This is a genomic window from Nonomuraea sp. NPDC051191 (genome assembly GCF_044455665.1).
In the GTDB taxonomy this organism is placed as follows: Bacteria; Actinomycetota; Actinomycetes; order Streptosporangiales; family Streptosporangiaceae; genus Nonomuraea.
Genome location: NZ_JBITEZ010000007.1, coordinates 105,745 through 119,245, shown reverse-complemented (window position 1 = coordinate 119,245; position 13,501 = coordinate 105,745). Strand labels below are relative to the sequence as shown.

Here is a 13,501-nt window from a genome sequence, read left to right as displayed (position 1 = left end):
GCTGATGTTGCCGCTGCTGTGGATGTTCGGCATGTCCATCCGCCCGAACGAGGACATCCTGGGCAGCTTCTCGCTGATCCCGCAGCGCGTGACCTTCGACAACTACGCCACGTTCTTCACCGATCCGTCGTGGTATTCGAGCTACCTGAACTCGATCGTCTACACCTCGATGAACGCGGTCATGTCGCTGGTGGTGGCGCTGCCGGCGGCGTACGCGTTCTCGCGGTTCCGCTTCGCCGGGGACAAGCACCTGTTCTTCTGGCTGCTGACGAACCGGATGGCGCCGCCCGCGGTGTTCCTGCTGCCGTTCTTCCAGATCTACCAGGCGGTCGGGCTGTTCGACACGCATCTGGGCGTGGCGATCGCGCACATGCTCTTCAACGTGCCGCTGGCGGTCTGGATCCTCGAAGGCTTCATGTCGGGGATCCCGCGGGAGATCGACGAGACCGCGGCGATCGACGGGTACTCGCTGCCGCGCTTCTTCGTCCGGATCTTCCTGCCGATGATCCGGTCCGCGCTCGGCGTCACCGCGTTCTTCTGCTTCATGTTCAGCTGGGTGGAGCTGCTGATCGCCAGGACGATCACGTCCGTGGACGCCAAGCCCATCGCGGCCACCATGACGCGGACGGTGAGTGCGGCGGGCGTGGACTGGGGGCTGCTGGCCGCGGCCGGCGTGCTGACGATCGTCCCCGGGGCCGTCGTCATCTGGTTCGTGCGCAACTACATCGCCAAGGGGTTCGCCCTGGGGAGGGTCTGACCGTGCAGTGGATGGTGTGGACCGCCCCCACGGCCCTGGTGTTCGCCGGGCTGGCGCTGCTGCTGTGCGGGATGGCCGTGTGGGCCCGGATCTCCCCGCCCGTGGCCCGGCGCGGGTTCCTGCGCATCGAGACCGACCGGGGCGACCGGCTGTACATCGGCCTGATCAGCGCGGCCGTCGTGCTGGCCCTGTGGATTGCAGTCACCGACCTGTCCATGTGGGCGGCGCTCGGCGTCGCGCTGCTGGTCGTGGTCGTGATCGGGATGTGGGGCTGAGAGGAAGGAGCCAGGCGATGAGGCATGCGATGGGTGCTGCGGCGGCGGTCGCGGCGGCGCTGGCCCTGGTGGTGGCCGGTTGCACGAGCGGCGAGGAGAAGCCGAGGAGCGACTTCAAGGAGGCCGACGGCAGGGCGGCGGCGCAGCGCTGGGTGGCGGAGGAGTTCACGCCGAGCACGTTGTCGAAGGATCAGCAACTGGCGGAGATGGACTGGTTCATCAAGGCGGCGGCGCCGTACCGGGGCATGCAGATCAACGTGGTGTCCGAGACGATCACCACCCACGAGTACGAGTCCCAGAAGCTGGCCAAGGCGTTCACCGAGATCACCGGGATCAGGATCAAGCATGACCTGATCCAGGAGGGCGACGTCATCGAGAAGCTCCAGACGCAGATCCAGGGCGACCAGAACATCTACGACGCCTACGTCAACGACTCCGACCTCATCGGCACCCACTCGCGCGGCACGTACGTGTTCCCGCTGTCGGACTACATGGCCGGAGAGGGCAGGAACGTCACCTCCCCCACCCTCGACCTGAACGACTTCATCGGCATCAGCTTCACCACCGGCCCCGACAAGAAGATCTACCAGCTCCCCGACCAGCAGTTCGCGAACCTCTACTGGTTCCGCTACGACTGGTTCACCGACCCGGCGATCAAGAAGCAGTTCAAGGACGCCTACGGCTACGACCTGGGCGTGCCGGTCAACTGGGCGGCCTACGAGGACATCGCCGACTTCTTCAGCAACAAGGTCAACGGCGACGGGACCGTCGACGGCAAGAAGGTCTACGGCCACATGGACTACGGCCGCAAGGACCCCTCGCTGGGCTGGCGCTTCACCGACGCGTGGCTGTCCATGGCGGGCAACGGCGACCCCGGCATCCCCAACGGCCTGCCGGTGGACGACTGGGGCATCCGGGTGGAGAACTGCCGCCCGGTCGGCTCGTCGGTCACCCGCGGCGGCGACACCAACGGCCCGGCCTCGGTGTACGCCCTCACCAAGTACGTGGACTGGCTGAAGAAGTACGCGCCCCGCGAGGCCGCGGGCATGAACTTCAGCGAGGCGGGCCCGGTCCCGGCCCAGGGGAACATCGCCCAGCAGATCTTCTGGTACACCACGTTCACGGCCGACATGACCAAGAAGGGCCTGCCGGTCGTCAACGACGACGGCACCCCCAAGTGGCGCATCGCGCCCAGCCCGCACGGCGCCTACTGGAAGGACGGCAACAAGCTCGGCTACCAGGACGCCGGCTCGTGGACGCTGCTGAACAACACCCCCAAGGACCGCAGGGCCGCGGCCTGGCTCTACGCCCAGTTCGTCACCTCCAAGACGGTGTCGCTGAAGAAGTCGATCACCGGGCTGACCTTCATCCGCGACTCCGACATCAAGAGCGACTACTTCAAGGACAACGCGGCCAAGTACGGCGGCCTGATCGAGTTCTACAACTCCCCCGCCCGCAAGCAGTGGACCCCGACCGGCACGAACGTGCCCGACTACCCCAAGCTCGCCCAGCTCTGGTGGCAGAACGTGGCCACCGCCGTCACCGGCGAGACGACCCCGCAGCAGTCGATGGACAATCTGGCCAGGCAGCAGGACGAGATCCTGGCCCGGCTGGAACGCCTGTCGCGGGAGCGCCAGGGCTACGGCGGCCAGTGCGCGCCCAAGCTGAACCCCGAGCGTCCGGCCCAGTACTGGTTCGACCAGCCGGGCGCGCCCGCGCCGAAGCTGGCGGACGAGCGCGGCAAGCCCGCCACGCTCGACTACGACAAGCTCATCGCCCAGTGGAAGGCCGGCGGCTGACCAGCCCCCGCACCGTCCCGGCACCGTCCCGTCCCCGCGCCAACCCCCGCACTGGCGCGGGGCCGGTGTGGGGCCGTCAGGCCAGGCGGGTGCCGGTGTCCGTCAGGTGTACCGGGGTGCCTGACGCGGCCGACAGGTTGGCGGCGACGCCGGTCAGGACGCTGCGGATGCCGTCCCGGTAGCCCGCCTGCCGGGCCAGCGGGTCGTCGGCCGGGCCGCGGAACACGTCGTCCAGCAGCAGCCGGTCACCGCCACCGTGCCCCCCACCGTGCCCCCCACCGTGCCCGCCCGCGCCCGACTCGATCGGCACCTCGCGGGGCTGCTCCCAGTGGGGGCGCAGGGTGAGCCGCTCCCAGGCCCCGGCGGCGTGCTCCTTGGACGCGGCGCTCGGGTCGATCGCCGCGTGCGGCGGCGTCCACGCCCGTTCGACGACCTCCAGCTCCAGCCGTCCCGCCGTCCCGTTGAACGCCACCCGGTAACCCTCGAAGGGCGCGTGGGCGTTCAGCGAGTACGTCAGCAGCGCCCCGCTGTCGTACCGGACCAGGACCGCCATGTTGTCGTCGATGGTGACGCCGTCGCCGAAGACGTCCTGGTCCCGGACGTAGCCGTCCTCGTGCTCGGCGTCCAGGTAGAGGCGCTTGAGCCGGGGATCGGCGGAGATGTCCAGGATGAACGGGTCGCTGCCGAGGCCGGGCGCGCCCTGGCCGCGTTCGGGACGGTCGGCCAGCCCCCGCGACCGCGCGTTGGCCGAGCCGTAGAACCGCAGCGACGTCTGCGCGAAGACGGTCTCCGGCGCCGCCCCGAGCCACCAGTTGACCAGGTCGAAGTGGTGGGTGGACTTGTGCACGAGCAGGCCGCCCGAGCTGCCCCGGTCGCGGTGCCAGCGGCGGAAGTAGTCCGCGCCGTGGATGGTGTCGAGCGTCCACTCGAAGTGCACGGACGTCACCTCGCCGACGGCGCCGTCCATGAGCAGGCGGCGCACGGCCGAGTTGCGCGGCGAGTACCGGTAGTTGAAGGTGACGATCAGCCTGCCGGTGCTGCGCCGGGCCGACTCGGCGATGGCCGCGCAGCTCTCGGCGTCCACGGTGAGCGGTTTCTCCACGATGACGTCGCGGCCGGCGTCCAGGGCCGCGCACACGTACCGGGCGTGCGCGGCGTCCACGGTCGCGACCACGACCGCGTCGGCGAGTTCGAGCACCTTGCCGAACTCGGCGGGGGCGAAGCAGGGCACCTCGTGGCCGATCCGCTCGACGTAGTAGTCCATGCGGGTCCGGTTGCCGTCGCACAGGGCGACGACGGTGCCGGTGTCGCGCCACTCACCGAGCAGGGCGTCGACGTACAGCTGCGCGCGGTGCCCGAGCCCGACGAACGCGTACCTCATGGTCGTCCTCTCAGCCGCCGAGGGCGGCGTTGGCCTCGGTCAGGAACTTCTGGGCGGCGGCGTCGGGCGCCATCTGGCCGAAGATGACCTCTTCGGTGTACCGCTTGAGCATGTCCTCCAGGGCGCTGGCGCCCTTCGGCGGCGCGGCGGGCGGGTCGGACAGCTCGCCCTTGATGGAGTCGACGAACTCCAGCGTCTTCTGGTCCGCGGGCGGCAGCTTGTCCTTGACCGCGGCCAGGACCTTCGAGCTGGCGGGCAGGCCGCGGTCGCTGAGGATGATCCCGCCGACCTCGGCATCGTTGATCATGAAGTCGATGAACTTGGCGGCCTCGGCGGCGTGCTCGCTCTTGGCGGAGGCGGTGTAGAACATCGCCGGCTGGAGGAACATGCCGCCGCTGCCGGCGCCCTCCGCCTTGGGCAGGCGCAGCAGGCTCATCTCCTTGCCCGACGCCTTGACGACCGCGCCGAGCTGGTTGCTCCACCACATGCCGGACGCGCCGGTGTTGGTGGCCAGCAGCGACTGGTCCACGCTGGTCGCGCCGACCTCGGCGGTCTTGGCGGCGTCGGGGCTGCCCTTGGCCTTGATCGTGTCCAGCATGACCTGCCACCAGGCCACGATCGTCCCGGGCGTGACGGCGATCTTGTTGCCCTGGTAGAAGGGCTCGCCGCGCTGGGCGGCGAAGATCTGCAGGAAGGCGGGGTTCCAGTTGAGCTGGGTGCCGTAGACCGTGCCGCCGCCCTTGGCGGTGATCTTCGAACTGAGGTCGACGTAGTCCTGCCAGGTCCACTTGGTGTCGTCGGGCACCTTCTCCCCGGCCGCCTCCACCACGGACGGGTTGAGCACCACCGAGAAGACGTTCGCGCCGGTGGGGACGGCGAACTGCTTGCCGTCGATGTTGCCGGTGCCGAGCAGCTTGGGGTCGATGTCGCCGATCTGGACCTTGCCGGTCAGGTCGGCCAGCGTGCCGCGGTCGGCGTACTCGCGCAGGCCGCGGATCTCCAGCGTGATGACGTCCGGGGCGTCGCTGGCGGCCACCTTCGTGGACAGCGTCTCGTAGTAGCTGGCGAAGTCGGAGAACTCGCCCTCGACGTCGATGCCCGGGTTCTTGGCCTCGAACTTCTTGATGGCCTCCTCGGTCATCTTCTGCCGAGCGTCGCTGCCCCAGTAGGAGAAGCGCAGCTTGACCTTCCCGCCGGCGCCCTCGTCGCCGCCGCTGCCGCAGGCCGCGGTGACCGCCAGCACAGCGGTGGCGAGCAGGGCCGCCGACCACATCTTCTTGCCAGAGCTCACGGCTCTACCTCCTGTGGGATTTCTCTGTGTCGGGGGGTGGGGGAACTACTTCAGGCCCGTGGTGGCCACACCACGGATCAGGTACTTCTGGCCGGCCAGGAAGAAGCCGAAGATCGGCCCGAGCGCGACGATCGACATGGCGAACATCGGGCCCCAGGACGAGTCGCTGCTGGCGTCGAGGAAGGTGCGCAGAGCCACCGGAGCGGTGAAGTTGTCCGGGTTGTTGAGGTAGAGGAGCTGGCTGAGGAAGTCGTTCCACGTCCAGATGAACGTGAAGATCGCCGTCGTGGCCAGCGCCGGGGTGCAGAGCGGGATGATCACCCTGATGAACGTCCGCCAGTAGCCGGCGCCGTCGATCTCGGCGGCCTCGTCCAACTCCCGGGGGAGGGAGCGGATGAACTGCACCATCAGGAACACGAAGAACGCGTCCGTGGCCAGCACCTTCGGCATGACCAGCGGCCAGATCGTGTTGATCAGCCCGAGCTTGGAGAACATGACGTACTGCGGCACGATCAGCACGTGGTGCGGCAGCATGATCGTGCCCAGCATGAGGGTGAACCACAGCTTCTTGAGCGGGAAGTTCAGCCGGGCGAAGGCGTAGGCGGCCAGCGAGCAGGCCACCAGGTTCGCCACCACCGACAGCACGGTGATCACCGCGGAGTTCCACAGGTAGTAGCCGAAGGGGTGCTTGAGCGCGGTCCAGCCCTCGGTGTAGTTCTCCAGCGTCACCTCGCTGGGCCACAGGCCGGGCTGCCGGAAGATCAGCTCCTCCGGTTTGAGCGAGCTGGAGATCATCCACAGCAGCGGATAGAGCATGACCAGGCCGAACCCGATCAGCAGCACGTGCTTGACCACCCGGCCGCCCTTGAGCGGGCGGAACAGGACGGGCAGCGGCCTACTTGGTGTCGCCATAGAAGACCCAATACTTGGACGCGAGGAAGTTCACCCCGGTGAGACCGGCGATGATGAGCAGCAGGACCCACGCCATGGCGGCCGCGTAGCCCATGTCGAAGCTCTTGAAGCCCTTGAGGTAGAGGTAGAGCGTGTTGAACATCGTGGAGTCGGCCGGTCCGCCCGAGCCGCCGCTCACGATGAACGACTGCGTGAACGACTGGAACGACTTGATGATCTCCAGCACCAGGTTGAAGAAGATGATCGGCGTCAGCAGCGGCAGCGTGATCGAGCGGAACCGGCGGAACGCGCCGGCGCCGTCCACCGAGGCGGCCTCGTAGTAGCTGGCGGGGATCTGCCGCAGCCCGGCCAGGAAGATGATCATCGGGGCGCCGAACGTCCAGACGTGCAGGATGATCAGCGTGCCGAGGGCGGTGTCGGGGTCGCTGACCCAGCCGGGCCCCTGGATCCCGAAGACCGACAGCACGGCGTTGACCAGGCCCTCGGCCCCGAAGACCTTGCGCCAGAGGATCGCGATCGCCACGCTGCCGCCCAGCAGCGAGGGCAGGTAGAAGATCGACCGGTAGAGCGACAGGCCGCGCAGCCCGCGGTCGAGCACCAGGGCCAGCACGAGCGCGAAGGCCAGTTGCAGCGGCACCGAGACGACCACGTAGATCGTCGTCACCTTCAGCGAGTTCAGGTAACGGGGGTCCTCGGTGAACATCTTGACGTAGTTGTCGAACCCGACCCACTTGGCCTCCTCCAGGAGGTTGTAGTCGGTGAACGACAGGTAGAGCGAGGCGACGATGGGACCGATCGTGATGACGAGCAGACCGGCGAACCAGGGCGCCAGGAACAGGTAGGCGGCCCGCGCCTCGCGGCGGGAACGTCTGGACGCACGGCGGTCTCCGCGCTCGGGCGGGTTCGCGACGTCCGGGGGTCTCACCGCCACCGAGTCAGCCATGACGGAACTCATTCGTCATCACGGACCTTCCGGCGAGATGTGAACGGATAGCGCTTTCCTATAGCTGGCAGGAAAGTTCCGTCAACCCTTTGCAGACGTTACATCGCCGTTATCGATATATCGACATCGCGTTTTACCTGGTGACAAGCGCTTACCACTCAGAGGTAGGACGAATATTGCTGCGATTTAGTACAACCGTTTGCAGGTCATCGGGGCGGCGCCGTCGACTCCCGCAGCACCAACCTGGTCTCCAGCGAGGTCGTGGCGCTCACCTCCTGGATGAGCAGGTCGACCGCCAGCCGCCCGGCCGCCGCGGTGGGCATGGCGACCGTGGTGAGCTTGGGACGGTTCAGCCGCCCCGGGACGATGTCGTCGATGCCCACCACGCTGACGTCCTCCGGCACGCTGAGCCCGAGCTCGCCCAGCCCCTCGATGAGCCCGATCGCCATGAGGTCGTTGTAGGCCAGCACCCCGGTCACCCCGGCCTCGCGCACCGCGGACGCGGCGGCCAGGCCACCCCGCTCGGTGGGCGCGTTGGGCCCGATCACGACCAGGTCGACGCCCGCCACCCGCTCGGCGGCCGTCCGGATCTCGCCGCTCGTCCACGAGCCCGCCGGGCCCGACAGCAGCGCGACGCGGCGGTGACCGAGCACGGCCAGGTGCTCGACCGCCATCCGCGCGCCGTGCCCGACGTCCATGAGGACCGTGGCCGCGCCGCGCAGCCGGCGGTTGATCACCACGAACGGCACCCGCTCGGCCAGCCGCTCCAGCGCCTTGTTCGACGAGCGCGGGCTGCACAGCACCACGCCGTCCACCTGCTTGGAGAACGCCTGGATCAGCTCCTCCTCGGCGGCCGGCTCCTCGTCGGTGTCGGCCACGAACAGGTGGTAGTCGCGCTGCCGGGCCGCGGCGTGCGCGGCCTTGATCAGCGGCGGGAAGAACGGGTTGGCGATGTCGGCCACGATCAGGCCCAGGTTGTGGGTACGCCCGGTCGTGAGCGCCCTCGCCGCCCTGTTGGGCCGGTACCCCAGCTCCTCGGCCACCGTCAGCACCCTGGTACGGGTGGCGGCGTTCACCATGTGCGGCGCGGAGAACGTCCGCGACACGGTCGATACGTGCACACCGGAAGCGCGGGCCACATCACGAATCGTCACTGTCACAGTCGCCCACCCTAACGCAACCGCTTGCAGGCACCAGGGCGAGGATGAAAGCGCTTGCCGACCAGGCCGCTTCCAGGCGACGTGGCATATCCCCAGGTAGATGGTGTTGTCAGAAATCGACTCTTGACGCCTCTCCCTTCGTGACCCATAGGTTTAGTGCAACTGTTTGCAGTCCTGAAGGAGTCCCCCACGGTGAGCAGAGTGCTCGTCACCGGCAGCGCCGGACGCCTCGGCCGCAGCGTCGTCACCGCGCTCGCGGCCGCCGGGCACGAGGTGATCGGCGTGGACCAGGCCCCCGGCACGCCGGTCGAGGCCGCCGCGACGTCACCGGCCGACCTCACCGACACCGGCCAGGCGTACGAGGTCGTCGCCCGGTTCCGGCCGGAGTCGGTGATCCATCTGGCGGCCATCGCGACGCCGTTCAGCCGGCCGGAGTCAGTGATCTTCCAGGTGAACACGCGGCTCGCGTTCAACGTCTGCGCGGCCTCGGTGGAGCTGGGCGTGTCCGGCGTGGTGGTGGCCAGCAGCCCCACGGTCATCGGGTACGGCGCGCCCGGCGGCTGGGCGCCGGCGTACCTGCCGATCGACGAGGAGCACCCGGCGCTGCCCTGGAACGCCTACAACCTGTCCAAACTGGTGGCCGAGCAGACCATGAAGGCGTTCGCGCGGGCGGGCCGGACGAGGATGGCGGCCGTCCGGCCGTGCTTCGTCATCCCGCCCGAGGAGTGGGCGGGCGCGCCCACGCAGTCGGGCCACACCGTCAGGGAACGGCTCGACCAGCCGGAGATCGGCGGCGTCTCGCTGTTCAACTACATCGACGCGCGCGACGCGGCCGAGCTGTTCGCCGTGCTGATCGCGGCGCTGCCCGAGCTGCCGGGCGGCGAGGTCTTCTTCGCCGGCGCGGCCGACGCCCTGGCCAGGGAGCCGCTGGCCGACCTGCTCCCGCAGGCCGTGCCCGGCACCGGGGAACTGGCGGCCGGGCTCACCGGCAGCGCTCCCGCCTTCTCGACGGACAAGGCGCGCCGCCTGCTCGGCTGGGAGCCCAAGCGAAGCTGGCGAACCGAACTGAAGGAATCCGAATGAATCTCAGCGGTGTGCTGTTCTTCCCCGTCACCCCCTTCGACGCCGACGGCGCCCTCGCCGAGCAGGTGCTGGCCGAGCACATCCGGCAGGGCATGGCCCACGGCCCCGGCGGCGTGTTCGTGGCCTGCGGCACCGGCGAGTTCTCCGCCCTGTCGGAGGCGGAGCACGCGCGGGCCGTCCGGGTGGCCACCGAGGTCGTGGGCGGGCGGGTGCCGGTGTTCGCCGGGGCGGGCGGCCCGATCGGCGCGGCGCTGAACCAGGCGCGGGCGGCCCGCGCGGCCGGCGCCGACGGGCTGCTGCTCATGCCTCCGTACCTGACGCAGGGGCCGGGCAGCGGTTTCGCCGCGTACGTGGCCGCCGTCGCCGCCGAGCTGCCGGTGATCGTCTACCAGCGCGGCGCGGTCGTGCTCGCTCCGGACGCCGTGGTCGAGCTGGCCGGCGTCCCCGGCGTGATCGGGCTCAAGGACGGGCTCGGCGACATCGACCGCATGCAGCGGACCGTCCTCGCGGTGCGCGAGAAGCACCCGGACTTCCTGTTCTTCAACGGCCTGCCGACGGCCGAGCTGACCATGCCCGCCTACCGCGGCATCGGCGTCGACCTGTACTCCAGCGCGGTCTTCGCCTTCGCCCCCGAGATCGCCGTGGCGTACCTGAAGGGCGACGAGCGGCTGCTGACCGAGTTCTACGCGCCGCTGGTCCGCCTGCGCGACAAGGTGCCGGGCTACCCGGTGGCCCTGGTCAAGGCCGGCGTACGGCTGCGCGGCCTCGACGTCGGCGCGGTGCGCCCGCCGCTGGTCGACGTGGCCGAGGACCACCTCGCCGAGTTGGACGCGCTGATCAGGTCCGGGCTCGCCCTGGCGGCCTCGTGATCACCGGCCTGCGGACCGAGCTGCGGACGGTCCCCCTGCCCCGCCCGTGGGGCCCGGACGTGCCGGCCAACCACGTGATCGTCTGCCACGTGACGCTGGCGGACGGCCGTACCGGCACCGGGTTCTCCTGGACGCCGCAGATCGGCGCGCACGCCGTGCGGGCCCTGCTGGAGCACGACCTGCGCGGGGCGCTGATCGGGCTGCCCGCCCACCCCGAGCTGGTGTGGGACCGGCTGTGGCGGCACCTGCGCGAGGCCGGCCCCGGCGGGATCACCACGGTCGCGCTGGCCGGGATCGACCTGGCGCTGTGGGACCTGCGCTGCGGCGACGCCGGGCTGGCCGACGTGCTGGGCCGGCGGCGCGAGCACGTCCCGGCCTACGGCAGCGGCGTCAACCTGCACTACTCCCTGGAGGAGCTGACCGGGCAGGCGCGGCGCTGGGTGGCCGCCGGGTACCGCGGCGTCAAGATCAAGGTGGGCCGTCCCGACCTGGCCGAGGACGTCGCCCGGGTGGCGGCCGTCCGCGAGGTGATCGGGCCCGACCGGCTGCTGATGATCGACGCCAACCAGCGGTGGGACCTCCACCGGGCCAGGCGCGCCCTGGCCGCGTTGCGCGAGTTCGACCTCCACTGGATCGAGGAGCCGCTGCCCGCCGACGACGTGGCGGCGCACGTCGAGCTGCGCCGCTCGACCGACGTGCCGGTCGCGGTGGGCGAGAACGTCTACACCGTGTACGGCTTCCGCGACCTGCTCACCGCGGGCGCCTGCGACATCGTCCAGCCGAACGTCGTGCGCGTCGGCGGCGTCACGCCGTTCCTGCGGATCGCGGAGCTGGCCAGGACGTTCGGCGTGCCGGTCCATCCGCACCTGCTGAGCGAGGTGTCCGGGCAGCTCGCCCTGGCGCTGCCGCTGCCGCCGCTGGCCGAGGACGTCGAGGACGCCTCGTTCGGCAGGCTGGGGCTGCTGGCCGAGCCGTACCCGGTGGAGATCGCGGACGGCGTGCTGCGCGTGGGCGGCCACGCGGGACTGGGGTTGCGATGGGCGTGAGGACGGACCCCGTCAAGGTCGTCCTGGCCGGGGCGCACGGGCACGGACGGCATCACCTGGACGACCTGCGCAGGCTCGCGGCCACCGGGCTGGTCGAGCCGGCCGGGATCTGCGACGTGCGGCCGGTGGAGCTCGACGGCGATCCCCTGCCCTGGTCACCGGACCTGAGCGAGCTCGTCGCCGCCACCGGCGCGGAGATCACGATCGTCTGCACGCCGATCCACACGCACGCCGACCTCGCCGTCACGGCGCTGCGCGCCGGGTCGCACGTGCTGCTGGAGAAGCCGCCCGCGGCGAGCCCCGAGGCGCACGCGCGGATCACCGCGGCGGTGGCCGAGACCGGGCTGGCCTGCCAGGTCGGCTTCCAGAGCCTGGGCTCGCGGGCCGTCCCCGCGCTGCGGGAGCTGATGGCGAGCGGCGCGCTCGGCCGTGTCCGCGGCATCGGCGGCGCGGGCGCGTGGGAGCGGCCCTCGTCGTACTTCACGCGCTCGTCCTGGGCCGGACGGCGCCGGCTGGACGGCGTGGACGTGGTGGACGGCGCGCTCACCAACCCCTTCGCGCACGCCGTCGCGACCGCGCTCGCCCTGGTGGACGGCCCGGTCGAGACGGTCGAGACCGAGCTCTACCACGCCCATCCGATCGAGGCCGACGACACCTCCTGCCTGCGCGTCCGGATCGCGGGCGGGCCGGTGATCACGATCGCGGTGTCGTTGTGCGCGACCGGCCGGAGTGAACCGTACCTGGTGGTGCACGGGGAGGCGGGGCGGGCGACGCTCACGTACACGCTGGACGAGCTGCGGGTCGAGCGGGCCGACGGCTCGGTCGAGACCACCGTGCACGAGCGCGCCGGGCTGCTGGAGAACCTGGTCGCGCACATCCGCACAGGGGCCGAGCTGCTCGTCCCGCTGGCCCGTACGGAGACGTTCACCCAGGTCCTGGACGCGGTGCGGCTGGCCCCCGAGCCGCTGCCCATCGCCGCGCGGCACCAGGTCGTGGAGCGCGACGACGCGGGCGAGGTCACCCACCGGTTCCTGCCCGGCATCGCCGAGCTGACCGCCCGCAGCGCCGAGGAGCTGGCGCTCTACTCCGAGCTCCGGGCCCCCTGGACGGCAGTGGAACTGCGGGTGGCCGGCACGCCGGTCGCGGCCTACGAATGGCGGCCCGACCTGCCCGTCACCGACTCACCGCGGCCGTACCTGCATCCGGTGCACACGCTCGGCGGCGTCACCGTCACCCAGGTGCGCCCCGACGACCACGTGCACCACCTCGGCGCCGGCGTGGCGATCGCCGACCTGGGCGGCGCGAACTTCTGGGGCGGCCGCACCTACGTCAGGGACCGGGGACCGGCCTGGCTGGACGACCACGGAAGGCAGCGGCACGTCGCCTTCACCCGGCTGGACGACGACGGCTTCACCGAGGAGCTGGAGTGGATCGGCCCCGGCGACCGGCTGATCGCCCGCGAGCGGCGCACGGTCGCCGCCCGGCCGGTCGGCGGCGCATGGGCCCTCGACCTCACGTTCACGCTGACCAACCTCACCGGCTCGCCGCTGGAGGTCAACAGCTCGGCCACGAAGGGCCGGCCCGGCGCGGGCTACGGCGGGTTCTTCTGGCGCGCGCCCGGCTCCTCCTCCGGCCGGGTGACCTTCCCCGGGGACGAGGAATCCGTGCACGGCAGCCGGGGCCGGTGGGTGGCCATGGCCGGGACCGAGCCGGACGGGCGGAACTGGACGCTGGTGTTCGTGCAGGCCGGCGACGATCCCTGGTTCGTGCGGGTGGCGGAGTATCCGGGGGTCGGGCAGGCGCTGGCGTGGGACCGTCCGCTCGTCGTCGAGGACGCGCTGACCAGGCGGGTGGTCACGGTCGTGGCCGACGGGCGGCTCGACGGGCCGTCGGCGTCGGCCCTGGCCGCCACCGTCGAAGCGATGATCTGAGGCGATGATCTGAGGCGGTGATCGGGGAGCGCGCCTGACACCCGCTCTTCGGTA

12 protein-coding genes are annotated in these 13,501 nt (G+C 70.5%); 7 read left to right on the top strand and 5 right to left on the bottom strand.

Annotated elements, in window-relative coordinates:
* The first annotated feature begins 4 nt into the window (after positions 1-4).
* From ACIA8R_RS21410 to ACIA8R_RS21400, 3 genes are read left to right on the top strand one after another with little or no spacing between them, the layout of a single operon-like run.
* Positions 5-757: a carbohydrate ABC transporter permease gene (locus ACIA8R_RS21410; protein WP_357695409.1), complete on the top strand. Its 753-nt coding sequence runs from the start codon at positions 5-7 to the stop codon at positions 755-757.
* A gap of 11 nt (positions 758-768) precedes the next feature.
* Complete coding sequence (locus tag ACIA8R_RS21405; RefSeq protein WP_364089556.1) at positions 769-1,032, top strand: DUF2160 family membrane protein; 264 nt, start codon at positions 769-771, stop codon at positions 1,030-1,032.
* A 17-nt stretch (positions 1,033-1,049) separates the two neighbouring features.
* On the top strand, positions 1,050-2,831 hold the full coding sequence (locus tag ACIA8R_RS21400; RefSeq protein ID WP_397039950.1) for an ABC transporter substrate-binding protein: 1,782 nt from the start codon (positions 1,050-1,052) through the stop codon (positions 2,829-2,831).
* Between the two features lie 76 nt (positions 2,832-2,907).
* On the opposite strand, the gene ACIA8R_RS21395 is transcribed toward ACIA8R_RS21400, so the two are convergent.
* From ACIA8R_RS21395 to ACIA8R_RS21375, 5 genes are all read right to left on the bottom strand, one after another.
* The gene (locus ACIA8R_RS21395; RefSeq protein ID WP_397039948.1) at positions 2,908-4,212 is read right to left on the bottom strand and encodes a Gfo/Idh/MocA family protein; all 1,305 of its coding nucleotides are present in this window, start codon (positions 4,210-4,212) and stop codon (positions 2,908-2,910) included.
* Positions 4,213-4,222: 10 nt separating this feature from the next.
* Entirely contained in the window at positions 4,223-5,503 is a 1,281-nt protein-coding gene (locus ACIA8R_RS21390) for an ABC transporter substrate-binding protein (RefSeq protein WP_397039946.1), read from the bottom strand.
* Between the two features lie 45 nt (positions 5,504-5,548).
* Positions 5,549-6,415 carry a carbohydrate ABC transporter permease gene (locus tag ACIA8R_RS21385; protein WP_397039945.1) on the bottom strand — a complete coding sequence of 289 codons (867 nt, stop codon included), beginning with the start codon at positions 6,413-6,415 and terminating at the stop codon, positions 5,549-5,551.
* Positions 6,399-7,370 carry a carbohydrate ABC transporter permease gene (locus ACIA8R_RS21380; RefSeq protein ID WP_397039943.1) on the bottom strand — a complete coding sequence of 324 codons (972 nt, stop codon included), beginning with the start codon at positions 7,368-7,370 and terminating at the stop codon, positions 6,399-6,401. Before ACIA8R_RS21380 ends, ACIA8R_RS21385 begins: the two co-directional genes overlap by 17 nt.
* A gap of 194 nt (positions 7,371-7,564) precedes the next feature.
* A complete protein-coding gene (locus ACIA8R_RS21375) occupies positions 7,565-8,518 on the bottom strand; it encodes a LacI family DNA-binding transcriptional regulator (RefSeq protein ID WP_364089335.1) in 954 nt (317 codons plus the stop codon).
* A gap of 192 nt (positions 8,519-8,710) precedes the next feature.
* Here ACIA8R_RS21375 and ACIA8R_RS21370 point away from each other — a divergent pair, with 192 nt between their 5' ends.
* Genes ACIA8R_RS21370 through ACIA8R_RS21355 form a run of 4 tightly spaced genes read left to right on the top strand, consistent with a single transcriptional unit; the run spans position 8,711 to position 13,447 of the window.
* Positions 8,711-9,601, top strand: a complete 891-nt coding sequence (locus ACIA8R_RS21370; protein ID WP_397039940.1) for an NAD-dependent epimerase/dehydratase family protein — start codon at positions 8,711-8,713, stop codon at positions 9,599-9,601.
* The gene (locus tag ACIA8R_RS21365; RefSeq protein ID WP_357694819.1) at positions 9,598-10,470 is read left to right on the top strand and encodes a 5-dehydro-4-deoxyglucarate dehydratase; all 873 of its coding nucleotides are present in this window, start codon (positions 9,598-9,600) and stop codon (positions 10,468-10,470) included. Before ACIA8R_RS21370 ends, ACIA8R_RS21365 begins: the two co-directional genes overlap by 4 nt.
* Entirely contained in the window at positions 10,467-11,516 is a 1,050-nt protein-coding gene (locus tag ACIA8R_RS21360) for a mandelate racemase/muconate lactonizing enzyme family protein (RefSeq protein ID WP_364089344.1), read from the top strand. Before ACIA8R_RS21365 ends, ACIA8R_RS21360 begins: the two co-directional genes overlap by 4 nt.
* Complete coding sequence (locus ACIA8R_RS21355; RefSeq protein WP_397039938.1) at positions 11,507-13,447, top strand: DUF6807 family protein; 1,941 nt, start codon at positions 11,507-11,509, stop codon at positions 13,445-13,447. The genes ACIA8R_RS21360 and ACIA8R_RS21355 overlap by 10 nt, the downstream gene beginning before the upstream one ends.
* Positions 13,448-13,501 lie beyond the last annotated feature (54 nt).

Coding starts and splice junctions, on each gene's coding strand:
- ACIA8R_RS21410 (WP_357695409.1), top strand. CDS start 5: ATGTTGCCGCTGCTGTGGATGTTCGGCATGTCCATCCGCCCGAACGAG.
- ACIA8R_RS21405 (WP_364089556.1), top strand. CDS start 769: ATGGTGTGGACCGCCCCCACGGCCCTGGTGTTCGCCGGGCTGGCGCTG.
- ACIA8R_RS21400 (WP_397039950.1), top strand. CDS start 1,050: ATGAGGCATGCGATGGGTGCTGCGGCGGCGGTCGCGGCGGCGCTGGCC.
- ACIA8R_RS21395 (WP_397039948.1), bottom strand. CDS start 4,212: ATGAGGTACGCGTTCGTCGGGCTCGGGCACCGCGCGCAGCTGTACGTC.
- ACIA8R_RS21385 (WP_397039945.1), bottom strand. CDS start 6,415: ATGGCGACACCAAGTAGGCCGCTGCCCGTCCTGTTCCGCCCGCTCAAG.
- ACIA8R_RS21380 (WP_397039943.1), bottom strand. CDS start 7,370: ATGAGTTCCGTCATGGCTGACTCGGTGGCGGTGAGACCCCCGGACGTC.
- ACIA8R_RS21365 (WP_357694819.1), top strand. CDS start 9,598: ATGAATCTCAGCGGTGTGCTGTTCTTCCCCGTCACCCCCTTCGACGCC.
- ACIA8R_RS21355 (WP_397039938.1), top strand. CDS start 11,507: ATGGGCGTGAGGACGGACCCCGTCAAGGTCGTCCTGGCCGGGGCGCAC.